At 61.2% G+C, this 18,140-nt stretch carries 17 protein-coding genes; 5 read left to right on the forward strand and 12 right to left on the reverse strand.

The window, feature by feature from the left end:
- The first annotated feature begins 121 nt into the window (after positions 1-121).
- The gene (locus ABK249_RS00975; protein ID WP_348861953.1) at positions 122-622 is read left to right on the forward strand and encodes a plant virulence effector HPE1-like domain-containing protein; all 501 of its coding nucleotides are present in this window, start codon (positions 122-124) and stop codon (positions 620-622) included.
- Between the two features lie 270 nt (positions 623-892).
- Complete coding sequence (locus ABK249_RS00980) at positions 893-2,725, forward strand: methyl-accepting chemotaxis protein (protein WP_348861954.1); 1,833 nt, start codon at positions 893-895, stop codon at positions 2,723-2,725.
- 67 nt (positions 2,726-2,792) lie between these two features.
- Here ABK249_RS00980 and ABK249_RS00985 read toward each other — a convergent pair whose 3' ends face one another.
- From ABK249_RS00985 to ABK249_RS01030, 10 genes are all read right to left on the reverse strand, one after another.
- Positions 2,793-3,107: a helix-turn-helix domain-containing transcriptional regulator gene (locus ABK249_RS00985; protein ID WP_227702043.1), complete on the reverse strand. Its 315-nt coding sequence runs from the start codon at positions 3,105-3,107 to the stop codon at positions 2,793-2,795.
- 1 nt (position 3,108) lies between these two features.
- Complete coding sequence (locus tag ABK249_RS00990; RefSeq protein ID WP_037159860.1) at positions 3,109-3,429, reverse strand: type II toxin-antitoxin system RelE/ParE family toxin; 321 nt, start codon at positions 3,427-3,429, stop codon at positions 3,109-3,111.
- 48 nt (positions 3,430-3,477) lie between these two features.
- The gene (glyS, locus tag ABK249_RS00995; RefSeq protein ID WP_348861955.1) at positions 3,478-5,781 is read right to left on the reverse strand and encodes a glycine--tRNA ligase subunit beta; all 2,304 of its coding nucleotides are present in this window, start codon (positions 5,779-5,781) and stop codon (positions 3,478-3,480) included.
- A gap of 1 nt (position 5,782) precedes the next feature.
- A complete protein-coding gene (locus ABK249_RS01000) occupies positions 5,783-6,250 on the reverse strand; it encodes an endonuclease domain-containing protein (RefSeq protein WP_348861956.1) in 468 nt (155 codons plus the stop codon).
- Positions 6,251-6,364: 114 nt separating this feature from the next.
- On the reverse strand, positions 6,365-8,287 hold the full coding sequence (locus tag ABK249_RS01005) for a DUF2207 domain-containing protein (protein WP_348861957.1): 1,923 nt from the start codon (positions 8,285-8,287) through the stop codon (positions 6,365-6,367).
- A gap of 46 nt (positions 8,288-8,333) precedes the next feature.
- Positions 8,334-9,605, reverse strand: coding sequence for a 3-phosphoshikimate 1-carboxyvinyltransferase (locus tag ABK249_RS01010; protein ID WP_348861958.1), 1,272 nt, complete (start codon positions 9,603-9,605; stop codon positions 8,334-8,336).
- Positions 9,606-9,716: 111 nt separating this feature from the next.
- Entirely contained in the window at positions 9,717-10,268 is a 552-nt protein-coding gene (locus ABK249_RS01015; RefSeq protein ID WP_037158294.1) for a LemA family protein, read from the reverse strand.
- A gap of 102 nt (positions 10,269-10,370) precedes the next feature.
- Complete coding sequence (locus tag ABK249_RS01020; RefSeq protein ID WP_348861959.1) at positions 10,371-11,327, reverse strand: glycine--tRNA ligase subunit alpha; 957 nt, start codon at positions 11,325-11,327, stop codon at positions 10,371-10,373.
- Between the two features lie 92 nt (positions 11,328-11,419).
- The gene (locus ABK249_RS01025) at positions 11,420-11,614 is read right to left on the reverse strand and encodes a hypothetical protein (RefSeq protein WP_037158296.1); all 195 of its coding nucleotides are present in this window, start codon (positions 11,612-11,614) and stop codon (positions 11,420-11,422) included.
- Positions 11,615-11,642: 28 nt separating this feature from the next.
- Positions 11,643-12,509, reverse strand: a complete 867-nt coding sequence (locus ABK249_RS01030; protein WP_348861960.1) for a S49 family peptidase — start codon at positions 12,507-12,509, stop codon at positions 11,643-11,645.
- Between the two features lie 183 nt (positions 12,510-12,692).
- Here ABK249_RS01030 and ABK249_RS01035 point away from each other — a divergent pair, with 183 nt between their 5' ends.
- Complete coding sequence (locus ABK249_RS01035) at positions 12,693-14,030, forward strand: Nramp family divalent metal transporter (protein ID WP_037158299.1); 1,338 nt, start codon at positions 12,693-12,695, stop codon at positions 14,028-14,030.
- Here ABK249_RS01035 and ABK249_RS01040 read toward each other — a convergent pair.
- Positions 14,008-14,796, reverse strand: coding sequence for a tRNA1(Val) (adenine(37)-N6)-methyltransferase (locus ABK249_RS01040; protein WP_348861962.1), 789 nt, complete (start codon positions 14,794-14,796; stop codon positions 14,008-14,010). The two genes, ABK249_RS01035 and ABK249_RS01040, sit on opposite strands and share 23 nt — an antisense overlap.
- A complete protein-coding gene (locus tag ABK249_RS01045) occupies positions 14,793-15,014 on the reverse strand; it encodes a putative signal transducing protein (RefSeq protein WP_037159866.1) in 222 nt (73 codons plus the stop codon). The genes ABK249_RS01040 and ABK249_RS01045 overlap by 4 nt, the downstream gene beginning before the upstream one ends.
- Positions 15,015-15,123: 109 nt before the next feature.
- Here ABK249_RS01045 and ABK249_RS01050 point away from each other — a divergent pair, with 109 nt between their 5' ends.
- Complete coding sequence (locus tag ABK249_RS01050) at positions 15,124-16,140, forward strand: polyprenyl synthetase family protein (protein WP_037158301.1); 1,017 nt, start codon at positions 15,124-15,126, stop codon at positions 16,138-16,140.
- Positions 16,141-16,304: 164 nt separating this feature from the next.
- Positions 16,305-18,140 carry a tetratricopeptide repeat protein gene (locus tag ABK249_RS01055; RefSeq protein ID WP_037158302.1) on the forward strand — a complete coding sequence of 612 codons (1,836 nt, stop codon included), beginning with the start codon at positions 16,305-16,307 and terminating at the stop codon, positions 18,138-18,140.

The raw sequence follows: 18,140 nt of genomic DNA on the forward strand, positions 1-18,140 counted from the left end.
CATCGAGCGCGAACAGAACCAGACGCTGCACCCTCCGATTCATTCAAAATTTACCGACTATCCTGACGGGATGGAAACGAAACGACGCTACCTTTTCCGGACCTAGAAAAGGGTTCCGGTTATGCGTCTCGTTCTGACTACGGCTCTTGTGCTTGCAAGCGGTGCGGCCTTCGCGTCTTCCATCACGACAATCAGCGGAGCAAATCCCTCCGGCGCCAGCATTGTCGAAAAACGGTGCACCGACTGCCCGGTCCCCAAGCCGAGAGCGAACGAATCCACCTACAAGGTGCCGGAATTGGCGAATGGCATCCAGAAGACGGAAATCATCGACATCAACGGTGAGAAAAAGCTCGTCCGCACCGAAGCGTGGTTCGGCGGCTCGCCCGTCATCTACATCAGCAAGCTGCCCGACTGGATGGCCACAGACAGTGCCATTGCCGAACTTCATCCGAGGACCGACGGCTCGACAGAGACGGGGATAGCAACGCTCGATGGCATCGATCTCGACGCCACCACAAGCGCTGTCGCAACCGACGGGACTATTGAACCGGTTCAAGCCTCCGCCGTATCCGTGGCGGCTGCCTTCAATGAGCTGGAACTGCGGCTGCGGCCGAGCGAATAAGCATCCGATAATATTTACAATCTGCGCAACATGCGAAGAGTTATAATTCGCGATTAACGCGAATTTAATGCCTCGCTGAAGCCGGTTTGGCTAATTTATTATCATTCTAAGCTGTCAAGCTTCCCATAATTAAATTTTTATTCAAATTTTCGGCATCACTGTCTTTCCGAGCAGTGCATGCAGCACGTTACGGCGCAGGAAGCGCCCTCCCCAAAGTCAACCTCATTTTGCCGGCTCCACCGGGAGATTTCGGCTGCCAAAGAGTGGAACATGAAGAACCTCAAGATATCCCAGCAGCTTTTGCTGCTGATAGTGGCGATCATGGTCGCGTTCGCGGCCGTGACTTATTATCAGGTGCGCACGTCGATCGCATCGATCTACGCCGAGCGCTACGACATGCTTCGCACGCAGGTGGAATCGGCAACCTCGATCCTGCAATCCTATTACGAGCAGGAAAAAGCCGGCAAGCTGACGCATGAAGAGGCACAGCGCCTGGCTTATGCAACCGCAGCAGGAATCAAGTTCGAGCCCGCAGGCTACATCTTCGGCATGAACTACGACACGGTTACGCAGTTTCACTACAACCCGAAACTGGTCGGCGTGAACCAGAAAGGCCAGCCGGACAAGATGGGCAATCTCTTCCGTGAGGAGATCGTCGCCCATGGCCGCGCCGGTGGCGGTATCACCACCTATTATTGGGAAAAACCCGGCAAGCCGGCCAATGAGGTTTACAAGAAGGCCGTCTATTCCAAGGCTTTCGAGCCGTGGCAGATCGTCGTTGCGACGGGTGTCTACATCGACGATCTCGACGCGAAGATCAACAAGGCGATCGCCGAAGTTGCCGTCGCGGGGCTTGTCGCCGTCATCATTGCGATGATCCTGGCATTCTTCGTCATCCGCAACATCACTCGCCCGCTGGGCGCGGTTCACACAGCGCTCGAAGCCGTTGCCGACGAGGACGTCGCCATCAAGGTTCCGCATACGGACATGGCGAATGAAGTCGGCATGATGGCCAAGGCGACGCAGGAGCTTCAGGAGAAGATCCGTGAACGCCATGCCATGGCCGCGCGCGAGGAGCAGCAAAAGCAGGAACTCGATCGCGAACGCCAGCAAAACCTCGACATGCAGCAGCAGGAAGCCGTGATGCAGGCCCGCGTGGTCTCCACAATCGGCGAAGCACTGGAATCGCTTGCCACCGGCGACCTCACCATCCGCTGCGGCGATCTCGGCCCGCGATATGAAACGCTTCGCCATAACTTCAACGAGGCGATCCTGCATCTCGAAGCCGCCATGGCCAAGGTCAATGCCAAGGGCATCGACATCGGCGGATCGAAGGAGGAAATCCGCCGCGCTTCCAACGAACTCTCGCAGCGCACCGAGCGCCAGGCAGCCAACCTGGAGGAAACCTCGGCCGCTCTCGACGAGCTTGCCGTCGCTGTCCGCCAGACCGCCGAAGGCGCCCACGAGGCCGCCCAGCGGGTGACCTCGGTCAGCTCGGAAGCCAACCGTTCCGACCAGATCGTCGCCGAGGCGATCGACGCCATGGGCGGCATCGAGCACTCGTCGGAAGAGATCTCCAAGATCATCGGCGTGATCGACGACATCGCCTTCCAGACCAACCTGCTGGCGCTGAACGCCGGTGTCGAGGCCGCTCGCGCCGGCGATTCCGGCAAGGGGTTTGCCGTCGTCGCCCAGGAAGTGCGCGAACTGGCGCAGCGTTCCGCCGCTGCCGCCAAGGAGATCAAGGACCAGATCTCCCGCTCGTCCGGCCAGGTGCAGAACGGCGTCCGCCTGGTGGGCGAGGCTGGCGAAGCCTTGAAGCGCATCTCCAGCCAGGTGAAGGCCGCCAGCGACATCGTCGGCAAGATCGCCCATTCGGCATCCGAACAGGACACGACGCTGCGCTCGATCTCCTCCTCGCTGAACCAGCTCGACGCTGCGACCCAGCACAATGCCGCCATGGCGGAGGAAACCACGGCTTCGGCAGAAGCGCTGGCCACCGACACGGACGAGCTGCTCAACCTGATCCGCGGCTTCCGCGTCGGTAATGACGGCATCAGCAGCCTGCACCACACCGCGCAGAAGATGCGCAAGGCAGGCTGAGCCGGACCTTCAAGTGGAGGACGAAAGACCGCCGGGCCAAAAGCCCGGCGGTTTTGTTTTAAGGCAATCAGGCCGCAGCCACGGCAAGGTGGATGCCCGCGCTTTCCTGCAGCGCCCGGATGACATTGAACAGGTTGTCCGCGCGCGGATTGCCTTTAGGTCCGAACATGCGCATCAGGCTTTTCGCAGGCATGTCCACCTTCCGTGCGAGCGCTTCAAAACCGATCGTGGCATTGATGAAGTCGCGAAGAACGCTCTTGCCGGTATCGAGATCGCCATCGAGTAGAAGCTCGACAGCATCGGACAGCAATGCAGCGCGAAACGCCGGGTCCTGATCCAGGCGAGCCTTGACAGTTTCCTTGAATTCCCGTGTCAGCGCCATGTCAGCCTCCTTTCCTGGATTTGTAATCCCGCCAATAGGCCTGTGCAGTCTCGATATCGCTCTGCTGGCGTTGCTTCGTCCCGCCTACCAGCAGGACAATCAATTGCCCGCCATCGCGGCCGAAATAAATCCGATAACCGGGTCCGTAATCGATCCGGTATTCCAGCACACCCGAACCGACCGATTTGACGTTCGAAAGATTGTCCTGTCCGACCCGCGCCAATGCGACCGTCACTTTCGAGGCCGCGCGTGCGTCGATTTTCGCGAACCACTGCCCGAACGGGCTCTTTCCATTCCGGTCCAGGTATTCGGTGATCTTCATCGGAACATGGTAACACATATGTTACCATGCACCAATGACTTTGTGGAATCAGCCGGAAATTTTCGAGAAGTCGGCGACTGTACCGGTCGCCTCGCGGATCGCCTTCAGGAGCGCCAGGCGGTTAGCGCGGATCGCGGCATCCTCGTCGTTGACGAGAACTTCCTCGAAGAAGGTGTCGACCGGTGCGCGAAGCTTCGAAAGAGCTTCCATGGCTGATAGGAAGTCCTCCCCGGCGATCGCATCCGCTGCATCTTTCGAAGCGACCTTGATCGCCGCCCAGAGCGCCTTTTCCGCATCGAGCCGCAAAAGCTCGTCAGCGACGCCATCGGCGACGACCGTGCCCTTCTTCTCCTCGGCAGCGAGAAGCTGGACGGCGCGTTTGGTGCCGGCGAGCAGGTTCCTGCCATCCTCCGACGTGATGAAAGCCGTCAGCGCTTCGGCGCGGCGCGCGACTAGCAAGAGGTCGTCGGCGTCCGGCGTCAGCACCGCATCGATGATGTCGTGCCGTGCGCCCATGTCGCGCAGATAGACTTTCAGGCGGTCGTGGAAGAAGGAGAGGAGGTCGATGGCGATGGCCGACAGATCCAGTCTTCTCTGATATGTGCGTTCCATCACCCCCTCAAGAGCTTCGGAATCACCGGCGGCATCAAGACGAAGAGCAGCTTCAAAGTCTTTATCTGCCTCCGGATCGCGGATGTGCTCCTCGACAGTGGCAAGCGCTTCACTAAACGCCTGCAACAGAGGTAGGCGGACTTTCCGTTCCAGCAGCATGCGAACCACACCCAGCGCTGCGCGACGGAGCGCATAAGGGTCCTTGGAGCCAGTCGGCTTTTCGTCGATCGCCCAGAAGCCGACGAGGGTGTCGAGCTTGTCGGCGAGTGCGACCGTGATCGCCACCTTATCATCCGGCACGCGGTCGGACGGGCCCTGCGGCTTGTAGTGGTCCTCGATCGCGGCGGCGACAGAGGCATTCTCGCCCTGCAGCGCTGCGTATTTGCGGCCCATCAGGCCCTGCAGTTCCGGGAATTCGCCGACGGCTTCCGTGCGCAGGTCGGCCTTCACCAGCACTGCGGCGCGATCGACCAGCGCGGCATCGGCGCCAACGATCGGAGCGAGCTGTGCCGCCAGAGCACGGACGCGGGCAACGCGCTCGCCCTGCGTGCCGAGCTTGGCGTGGAACGTCACGTTCAGCGCGTCGAGCTTCGCCATGCGCTGGTCTAGCGGCTTCTTCAGGTCGAGGCCGAATTTCTCCGCCGAGTCCACCAGCGTATCGAGGTCCGGCATGTCGCCCTGGTCGCGGGTCCAGAAATGCCTTGCGTCCGAAAGACGGGCGCGCACCACCTTGCCATTGCCGTGCATGATTTCCCTGCCGCCGTCCTTCGCCTCGATGTTGGACACGAGGATGAAGCGGTTCGACAGGTTTTCGCCGCCCTGCGGGCGGGTGACGAAACACTTCTGGTTCGTCTTGATGGTGAGCCGGATGATCTCCGAGGGGATTTCGAGGTATTCGAGCTCGAACTCGCCCATCAGCACATGCGGCCATTCGACGAGGCCGGAGACCTCTTCCAGCAGGCCCTCGTCCTCGACCAGTTCCAGGCCGTTGGCAAAGGCGAGGTCGCGTGCATCATGCAGGATCACGTCCTTGCGGCGCTCGGCATCGAGCATGACCTTCGCTTTTTCGAGGCTCGAAACATAATCCGGGAATCGGCGGACGGTAATCGCTTCCGGCGCATGGAAGCGATGGCCATAGGTGACGTTGCCGGCCACGATCCCGTCGATTTCGAACGGGATGACCTGCGTTTCCTCATGCTCCGGGCCGAAGACGCAGACGATCGACTGCAGCGGGCGCACCCAGCGCAGGCTTTCCGAACCCTTCCCCTCGATGCCCGCGTAACGCATGCCCTTCGGCATGGAGGCAGCGCCCCAGCGCATCGACTTCGGCCAGGGGAAATCGCGGATGATGCCGGGCATGACATCGGCGATGATTTCTTCCGCCGGACGGCCCGGCTTGGAGATCACAGCCACATAGAAATCGCCCTTCTTCGGGTCGCTGACGACCTGGGCTTCCGAGACGGACGAGAGGCCGGCGCCGCGCAAAAATCCTTCGATCGCCTTTTCCGGCGCGTCGGTGCGCGGGCCCTTGCGCTCCTCGCGCTGGTCGGCGGAACGGGCCGTCAGGCCACGGATGTCCAGTGTCAGCCGGCGCGGCGTCCAGTATTCGCGCGCGCCCTCATAGGTCAGACCCGCTTCCACCAGCGCATCGGTGACAAGCTTTTTCAAGTCTCCCGCGGCCTTCCGCTGCATGCGGGCCGGGATTTCTTCGGATCTGAGCTCAAGAAGAAGATCGGGCATATCAGTTTTCCTCACCCTCCCCTTGAGGGGGAGGGTCGGACCAAAGGTCCGGGGTGGGGTGAAAATCGTGTGCCTCTGCTATCAAAGTTAGACGCTCCTGCACAATGGCAAATATCGTATCCAGCACCGCTTCAAGCTCACTCAAAACCTCATGATTCCAGAAGCGGATAACGTGATAGCCTTGCGATGCCAAGTAAACCGTTCGCTCCTCGTCATACCGTCTTGCTGCATTCTCGGTATGCTGGCTGCCATCGAGTTCGATGATCAAGCCGATCTGATGGCAGGCGAAATCTGCAAAATAGCGCCCAATCGGAACCTGACGGCGGAAATGCGTTCCTTCTATGGGAATGCGCCAGAGATGACGCCAGAGCCTGGCTTCGGCATCCGTACTGTCTTTGCGCAGACGGCGCGCATTGGCGATCTTGAAGCGGTCGAGTTTGGACGGTTTATTCTCTTTCCCGGCCATCATGTCACCCCCACCCGCCGCTTCGCGGCGACCTCCCCCCTCAAGGGGGAGGTGACGTTATGCCGAACCGTCACCACCAAGCACTCCGCCGAAACTGCAACACTGGCCAATAGAGGCTCACCACCCTCCCCCGCCGCCACCGCCCCCTCCTCCGCCTGAGGAGCCGCCCGAAAAGCCGGATGACGAGGACGAAGATTTCGGAGCGGGAATGGTCGAAGCAATGGTGGATGCCATCGAGGATGAGAAGCCGCCGATGCGGTCGCCGAAGCTCGAATAGGAATCGCCGCTATACCAGCCCGGCGCATAAGAGGCTGCGGCAGCCCCCGCCGCCGTGGCAAGCCAGGCCTCAAAAGCACGGCTCCAGGGCTTTTCGACGCCGAGCGCGACTGCATAGGGAAGCAATGTCTCGAAGTGCTGCGGCGACATGGTCGGCACACCCGCCATGTTCATCCGGTCCTTTTCGGCGAGCGTCAGATAGATACGCAGGCCTTCGATGCCATCCATCAGCTTGCGACCGAGCGGCGTCGGCGCGCCTATCAGGAAGAAGAAGATGACATTGGCAAGCACGATGCCGCCGACCGCCACCATAACCGGCCAATGTTCGCTGCCGGTCATTTCCGAAACGATTGCCACCAGGATTGCCGAGCCGGCCGACAGCGCGACAAAGCCGATGAACCCGAGAACGATGACCGATACGATTTTCGACATGAGCGAGGAGCCCCGGCGCAGACCCTTGCCGAAGCTGACGGCAAACCCGCCGATGAAGACCGCGAAAAAGGCAGGAATGATCAGCATGACGATCATGTCCGGTTCAAGATTGCCGAAGATGATCAGCGCCAGGATGGAGAGCACGCTCAGCGCCACGCCACCCATCACATAGCCTGTATTGGCCTTGTAATACTTGCCGCGGTGTTCCTTTTCCATCGCGTTTCGAAAACTCGCGCCCACGGACTGCACCGTAGTGCCGTGCGCCTCGTCGATGACGAGGCTTCGCCGCGGCGCGCCAATCGAGCCCAGGATGGAGGCCTGGCCGATCGGCAAGGTTCTCGGCGCGGCCTTCTCGGTCCGCCGGATGGTAATCTTCTTCTTGAGGTCTTCCAGTACGACATATCCCTTCACCGCCAGATCGAGTGCGCTGGCGGAAAAGGCGGTCCAGCCGCCACCGGAAAATCCCTTGTTGTCGATATAGTTGACGAGGGCCGGCGAGATGCCGTCAGGGGCATCCCAGCGCGGCACGACGACGCCACGTGCGGGGTCGCGGCCGACGCGGTTCCAGAAGATCACGTAATAGCCAACGACAAGAATGAGCCCGCCGACGCCCAGGAAAAGGTTGAGGCTGTCGCGGAACCACCAACTGCGCTCCTGATCCGCCGAGGGCGGCGCGACCACGCCTTTTGGAAAGCCGGCAACGATGGTGAGGCCTTCCTCTTCGCCCAACGGACGGGTCGTGACGAAATCCGCCTCGTTGCCATTCGCCTGCATGCGAGCATTTCGTGCGGTCGAGCCTAGCGGACCGGTATAAGCTGCCGTCTGCGTCACTCGTCCACCCGGAAGCATCACGCGGGCGGATGCCTCGGCGATGCGAAATTGCCAGCCGTTTCCGGTGACGTTCCAGTAAAGCTCGTCATGGTCGTCGAAATAGCGGATCTGGCGATCCGTCCGATAGGTGAAAACATAGGTGTGCTCGCCATTGCGAAGGAGCACGTCTTCCGATCCCGCATAGATGCGGATGCCTCCGGTCACCGATTCTGTATGATAGGGTTCATCCTGCCCATCCCGGGTGACGGACAGGACATCGAAGCCCACCCGCAGCGTACGGCCGTTTGCATCCACCATGGTCAGCGGAAAATCGCGGAAAATCCCGCGCCTGATCCGGTTGCCCTCGGCATTGACTATGATCGTCTCGGAAACCGTCAGGTCGCCATTCTGAGCAACCTGAATATCGGAATGGTAGGAACGGACATATTCCTCCGCCCGGGCGGGCAGCGCCGCCAGCGCCAGCAGAAGTAGCAGGCAGCAACCGGAGAACCACCGCATCACGACATCCCTCCCCTTCGGCGCCCTGGCCCGTGTCCTCTTGCCCCGCCTATTCGATATCCGTGTATGCGACACCGAGCGAGGCCAGCACATCCCAATAATCCGGAAAGGTCTTGGCGACGCAATCCGGGTCGAGAATGGTGATGCCGCCGATCTTCAGGCCCGCCAGCGCGAAGCTCATGGCGATGCGGTGATCGGCGAAGGTGTTGATCGCCGCCGGCAGCGTCTGGCCGGCGAGCGACGGATCGGATGCGACAATCAGATCATCGCCTTCTTCCGTCGCCAGACCTTCGCGGATCTCGTTGAGGCCGAGCGACAGCGCCCGCACCCGGTCGCATTCCTTGACGCGCAGGTTGGCAATGCCGGTAAAGCGCACCGGCGTCTCGTTGAAGGCGGCGAGCACGGCAAGCGTCGGCACCGCATCCTGCATCTGCGAACCGTCGATCTCGGCCGGCAGATACGGGAATTTCGAAATCACGTCATAAGCCTTGGCATCCGGCTGGGTGAAGGCGCCGTTCGGAACGCCGAGATCGATCGCCCCACCGGTCAGCACTTCCGCGGCCCAGAGATAGGTTGCGGCGGAAGCGTCTGGTTCGATGACGAAATCCGCAGCCCGATAACCGGTCGGCTCGACTTTCCAGCTTGCTGCGTCGATCTGCTCCACCTTGGCGCCGAATGTCTGCATGGCAGCGAGCGTCAGGTCGACATAGCCGCGGGCGCCGATTTCCGCACCGGCAAGCGCTACGGTGACCGGCGCATTGGCGCCTTTCGGAGCAAGCGGCGCCGCCATCAACAGGGCGGAAACGTACTGGCTCGACAGGCCTGCATCGATCTCGACACGGCCCGATGCGAAATGGCCGATGCCGTGCACGGTAACCGGCGGGCAGCCGGTCGGCGCCTCGACGTCGATGCCGAGCGATTTCAGGGCCGCCACCAGCGGGGCGATCGGCCGCTTGCGCATGTGCTCGTCGCCATCGACCACGACCGTCCCATCGACCGAAGCAACTGCGGCCGTCAGGAATCGGGTCGCGGTGCCGGCATTGCCGAGGAAAAGCGGTTCGGAAGGCGGCAGGAGCTTGCCCATGCCTGTGACGACGAAGGTCGTCTCGTCCGGCTCGTCGATTGTCACACCCATTGCCCGAAGGGCATCCGCCATATAACGCGTGTCGTCGCTCCGCAGCGCGCCCGTCAGCCGGCTCGTTCCCCTGGCGAGGCCCGCCAAGAGCAATGCGCGGTTGGTGATCGACTTCGAGCCCGGCGGCACGGCGCGGCCGACAAGCGGCTTGCCCGGCGGCACTATGGTGAGTTTCACTCTGCCCATGATGATCGTCTCTTCCGTCACTCGCGGCGCTGCCTGCAAGACACGCCATAACTTTTCAACCTTCGACGGCGCTCTTAGAGCGTTTCCGTGCAAAGGTCCAATGACGGTTTCCTAGAATTTGACAGCTGGAACCGCGCGATCCGCCTCGTTGGCGATTTCGAAATATTCGCGCTTGGAAAAGCCGAACTGACCGGCGACCAAGTTGGACGGGAAGCTTTCGACCTTGACGTTCAGATCACGCGCCGCGCCGTTGTAATAGCGCCGCGACATCTGAATCTCGCTTTCGATCGTTTCCAGCGAGGCCTGCAGTTCGGAAAAATTCTGGTTCGCCTTGAGGTCCGGATAGGCTTCCGCGAGCGCGAAGAGCTTGCCAAGCGCCTGGGACAGCAGACCTTCCGCCTGAGCGCGGGCGGCGACATCGCCGGCCGGCACGGCCTGGGCCTGGTTGCGCAGCTTCACCACTTCTTCGAGCGTGCCCTTCTCATGTGCTGCGTAACCCTTCACTGTCTCGATAAGGTTCGGGATGAGATCGGCGCGGCGCTTCAACTGGACGTCGATGCCGGACCAGGCCTCCTCCGCCATCTGACGGGATCTGACCAGCCCGTTATAGATCATGATGCCGTACAGGACGACGAGAACGACTATGCCGATCAGGATATACATCAGACGAATCCCCCACAGACGCGTAAATCCGAAGCGGAGACTAGGCACACTTCCTGGAAGGCGTCAAACGCACCGCGCGAAAGTCTTTGATAAGGCGGCTGTTTATGCCGCCTCCTTGCCGAAGTTGACGCCACCGGCTTCGGTCAGCAGGAAGGCCTCACCGCAGGCCTTCGCCAGCGTGCGGACGCGCAGGATATAGCTCTGGCGTTCGGTGACGGAGATCACGCCGCGCGCGTCGAGCAGGTTGAAGACGTGCGACGCCTTGATGCACTGGTCATAGGCCGGGAAGACGCATTTGTGCAGCATCTGGTTGGCGTTGCCCCCCGGAGCACCTGCCGCGAGCAGCGCCTGGCATTCCTTTTCGGCGTCGATGAAGTGCCGGTGCAGCATCGCAGTATCGGCAAATTCGAAATTGTGGCGGGAATATTCCTGCTCGGCCTGCAGGAAAACGTCGCCATAGGTGATCTTCTCCTCGCCTTCACGGCCGTTGAAGTTGAGCTCGTAGATGGAATCCACACCCTGCAGATACGTCGCGAGACGTTCGAGACCATAGGTGAGCTCGCCCGCGACCGGCGCGCATTCGATGCCGCAGACCTGCTGAAAATACGTGAATTGCGAGACCTCCATGCCGTCGCACCAGCATTCCCAGCCGAGGCCCCAGGCGCCGAGCGTCGGGCTTTCCCAGTCATCTTCCACGAAGCGCACGTCATGCAGCAGCGGATCGAGGCCGATCGCCTTCAGCGAACCGAGGTAAAGTTCCTGCAGGTTCGACGGGTTCGGCTTCAGAATGACCTGATACTGGTAATAGTGTTGCAGGCGGTTTGGGTTTTCGCCGTAACGGCCGTCGGACGGACGGCGGGAAGGCTGCACATAAGCGGCCCTCCACGGCCTCGGGCCAAGCGCGCGCAGCGTGGTGGCCGGATGGAAGGTGCCGGCGCCGACCTCCATGTCATAGGGCTGCAGGATGGCACAGCCCTTGTCCGCCCAGTAGTTCTGGAGCGCCAGGATCAGCCCCTGAAAGGAGCGGGTCGGAGACATGTGGGCGGGCAGATCGGTCATGGCGATAAAACGGTTGTTTATTGAGGATGCGGACGAGTGCCACGCATCGGGGGCACCGGTCAAGGATTTATAGGCCGGCAAACGGTTTCCGGTCACTCCTCCTCATCCCGCTTCACGCGATACTCTCCCGTCACCGGGTCCTTGACGAGCGTGCCCATGGCGCCGGTCTGGCGCTCCTTTTCCCGCTCCTTCGAGCGCTGGGTGAGCTTTTCGGCATCCTTGATGAATTTCTTGTAGAGCATCCAGCCGCCGCCAATCACGATGATCAGAAATATAAGCTGCGCCATCTCCCCCTCGCGCGTTCCTTTCGCCTTTTCAAAGGCCGTACCTTGCCCACAATGCCCTTTCCTCCAGGCTCGCGGCAAGTCCCGTGGCTGCCCCTGCGGCGATTTCGGCGGATTTGCCCTCGCCGAATACGACGCCCGGCACGCGGCGACCGAAGAGCGTGCGGGCGCTGCCGATCAGTTCCAGCTTCGCATCCTTGCCATAGCGGCGCTTGACGACCTCGCGCACTTCGCCCAAACCGTCGATCAGACCGAGGTCGAGGCCGCGCAGGCCGCTCCAGAAGAGACCTGAAAAAATGGTCGCATCATCGGCGAGCCGCTCGCCGCGGCGCATCTTCACCATATCAATGAAGACCTTGTGGATTTCGAGCTGCAGCGATTTCAGATATTCGATATCGCCTTCCTTTTCCGGCTGGAAAGGATCCAGGATCATCTTATTTTCGCCAGCGGTATAAACGCGACGCTCGACACCGATCTTGCGGAGCAGTTCCGGAAAACCGAAACCGCCGGAAACGACGCCGATCGAGCCCACGATCGAGGTCGGGTCGGCAAAGATCTCGTCGCCGGCAAGCGCGATCATATAGCCGCCGGAAGCCGCGACATCCTCGACGAACACCAGCACCTTCTTGTCCTTCTCCTCGGCAAGCGCCCGGATGCGCTGGAAGATCAGGCGCGACTGCACCGGCGAACCGCCCGGAGAATTGATGGCGATCGCTACAACCGGCGCCTCCTTATGTGCAAAGGCCTTGTCCAGCATGGGCGCGACGGTGGCCAGATTGAGGGTCTGCTTGAACTGGCTGCCGCCGGCCATGATCGCGCCGTGGAGCCGGACGACGGGAATCGTCACGCCCTTCTTGCGGAACCGTTTCGGCACCAGCCTCTTCCAAAACCCGGCCATTTCTCTTCCTTTTGTTTGTCGTGTTGAGCCTGTCACAGCATGTATGCGCTGGATTTTCAAACACAATGGCTCGCGTCCGGCGAAAGCGGCATTTTGACATCTGCAGATGCGAATGACTTGCATTATCATTCTAAAAAAGGATATCTATACCAAGCCCGGGTGGGAAACGGAGATATTGCAATCATGGACATGTCGAGATGGGACCAGCCGGACGGCTGGCGGCACCAACCGGGAGAGGCGTCGCTGTCCGACGTTCATCGCAGCATCCATGTGCCGTCTGGATCGAAGCTACGCCGGATCGCCGCGTTTGCCGGGCCGGGTTACATGGTGGCGGTCGGATACATGGATCCCGGCAACTGGGCGACCTCGCTCGCGGGCGGATCGAAGTTCGGCTATGCGCTGCTGGCAGTCGCCCTGCTCTCGAACCTGATGGCGATCGTGCTCCAGTCGCTTTGCGCCCGCCTTGCGATCGCCTCCGGCCGCGACCTGGCGCAAGCCTGCCGTGACGCTTTCCCGAAATGGATTTCAATCCCCCTCTGGGCGCTGGCGGAAATCGCCATCATCGCGACGGACATCGCCGAGGTGATCGGCACCGCGATCGGCCTCAACCTGATCTTCGGCATTCCGCTCGAACTCGGAGTGCTGATCACCGCGCTCGACGTCTTCATCATCCTCTACCTGCAGAAACTCGGTTTCCGCTGGATCGAGGCCTTCATCATCACCATGCTCGGCGTGATCGCCGTCTGTTTCGGGGTGCAGATCTTCCTTGCCGATCCGGACTGGGGCGGCGTGATCAGGGGCTTCTTCCCGACGACCGAAATCGTCCGCAATCCGGAGATGCTCTACCTCGCGCTCGGCATTCTCGGCGCCACCGTCATGCCCCATAACCTCTACCTGCATTCCGGCATCGTGCAGACCCGCGCCTATGGCCATACGCTGCCGGAAAAACGGGAAGCGCTGACCTTTGCGACGATCGATTCCACCGTCGCGCTCTGCTTCGCGCTGCTGATCAATGCCTCGATCCTCATCCTTGCGGCGGCCGCCTTCAATGCTCACGGACAGACGGATGTCGTCGAACTCGGTGACGCTCATGCGCTGCTGTCGCCGCTTCTCGGGCTTGCGATTGCGCCGATGCTTTTCGGCATCGCGCTGCTCTGTTGCGGGCTGAATTCCACCGTGACGGCAACCCTTGCGGGCCAGATCGTCATGGAAGGCTTTCTGAAAATACGATTGCAGCCCTGGATTCGCCGCCTCATCACCCGCGCCATTGCGATCGTCCCCGCAGCACTCGTGACGATGTTGTACGGAGACCAGGGCACGGCAGAACTGCTGATCCTGACCCAGGTCGTGCTGAGCCTCCAGCTTTCCTTCGCAGTCTTCCCGCTCGTCATGTTCACGGCCAGCAAGATCAAGATGGGTGCGCTCGTCGCACCGCGCTGGCTGACCGCGATCGCCTATCTGATCGCCATCGTCATCGCCGTCCTGAACGTCAAGCTGCTTATCGATTTCGTCTTGGGCTGAGCCGCGGATAGGCGGTGCGGCCATTGTTCAGATCGTCCGCAAAGGGCGTGAAGGCGTGGCCATCGGCGCCGTGCAAAAAGAGCGGCGCCCGCAGCGCCAGCCGGGCGCGCGAGCCCTTGACGGCCGTTACGAGAATCCGCGTGGCATTCTCGCCTGGCCTCGGATGGATGGGCGTGATCTCCAGTCCCCCGAACCGTTTACCGCAGGCATCGATGATCTCGGCGATCGATTGCGGCCGGGCGATCAGCGACAACTGCCCGCCGGGCTTCATGATCGCGCCGGCTGTACGGACCCATGCCTCGAGCAGTCCTTCCGTCATCGCATGCGCCTCGGCTTTCAGAGCATCCGGCGTCCTGCGGTCGGCCGCATCGTTGAAGGGCGGATTCATGATGACATGGTCGCAGATCTCATCGAGCAACCCCGCAGCAATTCGCGGCTTGCCGGTCAGCGTCACATCGGTCTCCAGCACCTCGACGCGACCGGCCAGAAAGGCGTTTTCGGGAAGCGCCAAAGTCCGGCGGGCGTAATCGGCCATCAGCGGCGATTTCTCCACCAGCAGGATCCTGGCCTGTTCCAGACGTGCGGCCACGGCAAGGCCGGCGGCACCGGCGCCAGCGCCGAGATCCGCGACACGAACCGGCTTGTCGGCCACCACCAGCGAGGCGAGCAGCATGGCGTCGACGCCGGAACGATGTCCCCCACCCTTCGGCTGCGTCACATGGAAGCGACCACGATGGAAGGCGTCGATGGTATGAGTGGAGGTCAAGGCCTCAGCTCCGCCGCCAGGCCCGCATCCTTCAATATCCCTCGCGCCTCGTCCGCCTTTTCCGCCTCGACGAGAAAGCGGCGCGGAAGAAGCCCGAGCGAACCTTCCAGCACGCTCATCGACTGGTCCGCGATCATGTAATGGATGCCGGCATCCTTCATCAGGCTCTCCGCCAGCGACAGGATCACGACATCGTTGGTGCGGATGATCTCCAGCATGACGCTTTTTTGAAACCCCATTAAATCCGGCGGGATGCGATTTGCCCTTGCCGCCCTATCCGCCTCTTTCTATGGTCGTTTAAAAGATTTCGATAGGGAGGCCTCATCGTTGGGCGTCGTCATACCGCTTGAAGAAGGTAAAAACAAATCCGCGTCCGTCAAACCTTTGGTGGATCTTACCAAGGCGGACATGGAGCGGGTCAACCAGCTGATCCTGTCCAAAGCCGGCTCCGACGTGCAGATGATCCCGGAAGTCGCCAACCACCTCATCTCATCGGGTGGCAAGCGTTTGAGGCCGATGCTGACGCTCGCATCCGCCTCGCTGTTCGGCTATCGAGGCGACGGACATGTGAAGCTGGCGACCAGCGTCGAATTCATGCATACGGCGACGCTGTTGCATGACGACGTGGTGGACGAAAGCGATCTGCGCCGCGGCAGATCCACGGCACGGATGATCTGGGGCAACCAGGCAAGCGTGCTGGTCGGAGACTTCCTGCTTGGCCAGGCCTTCAAGATGATGGTGGATGCCGGTTCACTCGAAGCGCTCGATGTGCTGTCGACAGCCGCCTGCGTGATTGCCGAGGGCGAGGTGCTGCAGCTTTCCGTCGCCAAGAATATGGAAACGACGGAAGATGATTACCTTTCCGTCATCCGCGCCAAGACGGCGGCACTCTTTGCCGCGGCTGCGGAAGTCGGTCCGATCGTCGCCAATGCAGACAAAGCCGGGCGCGCGGCGATGAGATCCTACGGCATGAATCTCGGCCTTGCCTTCCAGCTCGTCGATGACGCACTCGACTATGGCGGCAAGGCGGCCGATCTCGGCAAGAATGTCGGCGACGATTTCCGCGAGGGCAAGATCACGCTGCCCGTCATCCTTTCCTATCGCCGAGGGACAGAAAGCGAGCGCGCTTTCTGGCGCAACGCGATCGAGAATGGCGAAAGCAGCGACGAGAACCTCGAAAAGGCGCTCGGTTTCATCAACAAGTACGATGCGCTGAACGACACGATCGCCCGTGCGCTGCATTACGGCACAATTGCCCGCGATGCGTTGGCGCCGTTACCGGCGTCGCCGCTCAAGGCAGCGCTTCTGGAAGTCATCGATTTCTCCATCCAGCGCGTCAATTAACACGCTGGATCACTAACGAAGGTGTGACCGGCACCGCCCGTCTGCGGCGCGGGAGATTTCCTTGCGGACGTGCTTCAAAAAAGCCATTCTGTTGTGAATCAATTGGAGCATGTGTGGCGGCTGATTTCAGCGCCGTACCAGGCTCTACACGAAAGGCACCTTTCATGCGGCGGCAATCCAGCCTTCTTCTGCTCTCCAGCGCGGCGCTTGCGGCCGTGCTTTTCATCGGCCCGGTTGCACGCGCGGCAACCGCGGATCCGAGGCCAACAGCAGAAGACGTGGTGACTTTCGATGCCAGCGATGTGAATTCGTTTTCCGGCGCGTTCCTGGCAGGCCGCACCGCCGACGTGGATCATGACTACCTGACCGCCATCTCGCTTTACCGCAAGGCGCTCGATTTCGATCCGGCCAATCTGGAGATCCGCGAAAGGCTGATGATCTCGCTGCTGCTCAACGGCGATTTCGAGGACGGCCTCAAGGAGGCTGACGCGCTGAAGGAAGATGCGGCCGTCGAGCGGATCACCAAGATCGTCCGCGGCCTCGACGCCCTGCGCGACAAGAAGTTCGACACGGCGAAAAAGGTCCTCGCCTATGACGGGCCGAACGATCTCGACCGGCTGACGCATCAGCTCCTTTCCGCCTGGGCAGATATCGGCGCCGGCAAGGGCAAGCGCGCCATGGCCAATGTTGCCAATCTCAAGGGGCCGGCCTGGTACAAGGTGTTCACCAGCTACCAGCTCGGCGCCATGGCGCTCGTCACCGGCGATATCGGTACGGCACGCCAGCATCTCAACACGGCCGTCACCAACAACGAAGCCGTGGCAACCGCGCCCGATACCTTCATGCGTGCCGTGATGGCGCTTGCACGTCTCGAGGCCGCCGCCGGCAACAAGCAGAAGGCGCTCGATGCAATCGCTGTCGGCGATGGCATGGTGGCCAATTACGCGCCCCTGAAAGCACTCAGGCAGAGCATTGAAAAGGGCGAGAAGCCGCAACAACAGGTAACCAATGCCGCCGAAGGCGCGGCCAGCGTGCTCTTTTCCATCGGCGGTGCGCTCAATCGCCAGGGCGCCGAGGACATGGTGTCGCTCTACCTGCAGATATCCCACGCGCTGGATCAAAAAAGCGCCGATACGCTGATTCTGCTCGGTGGCATTGCCGAAAAGCTTGAACAGCCCGAGCGCGCCATCAAGTTCTATTCGAGCGTGCCGGTCGATTCGCCGATGCGGCGGATTTCCGAACTGCAGCTCGGCGTGACGCTCTCGGAAACCGGCAAGGCGGAGGAAGCCAAACAACATCTGAAGGCGCTGATCGATTCCGATCCTTCCGACATTCGTAGCTATATCGCCTATGGCAGCGTGCTTTCCGAAGCCAAGGACTACAAGGCCATGGCGGAGACCTACGACAAGGCGGTCGAGGTGATCGGCCCGGTGCCGAAGCCCGGCGACTGGTCGGTCTTCTTCCAGCGCGGTATCGCCTTTGAACGGCTGAAGCAGTGGGACAAGGCCGAGCCGAACTTCCGCAAGGCGCTGGAGCTCAATCCCGAACAGCCGCAGGTGCTGAACTATCTCGGCTACTCGCTGGTCGACATGAGCAAGAACCTCGAAGAGGGCCTCGACATGATCCGCCGCGCCGTCGATGCGCGGCCTGATGATGGCTATATCGTCGATTCGCTTGGCTGGGCCTATTACCGTATGGGCAAGTTTGACGATGCCGTGACGGAACTGGAACGGGCCGTGCAGCTGCGTGCCGGCGATGCCACGATCAACGACCATCTGGGCGACGCCTACTGGCGCGTTGGGCGCAAGCTTGAAGCGGTCTACCAGTGGAACCGGGCGCTCGTTTCCGAAGGCGAGGACATCAACCGCGAGCACATCAAGGAAAAGATCGAGAGAGGCCTCCCACCGCTCGATCCGACCGCGACCACTGCCGACCGCAGCCCGGCGGAGCCTGCCGCCCCGCCGCCGCCCGCACCGGCAAATCCCGACAAGAAATCCTGA

It is taken from the genome of Neorhizobium phenanthreniclasticum (assembly GCF_040066075.1).
GTDB lineage: Bacteria > Pseudomonadota > Alphaproteobacteria > Rhizobiales > Rhizobiaceae > Neorhizobium > Neorhizobium petrolearium.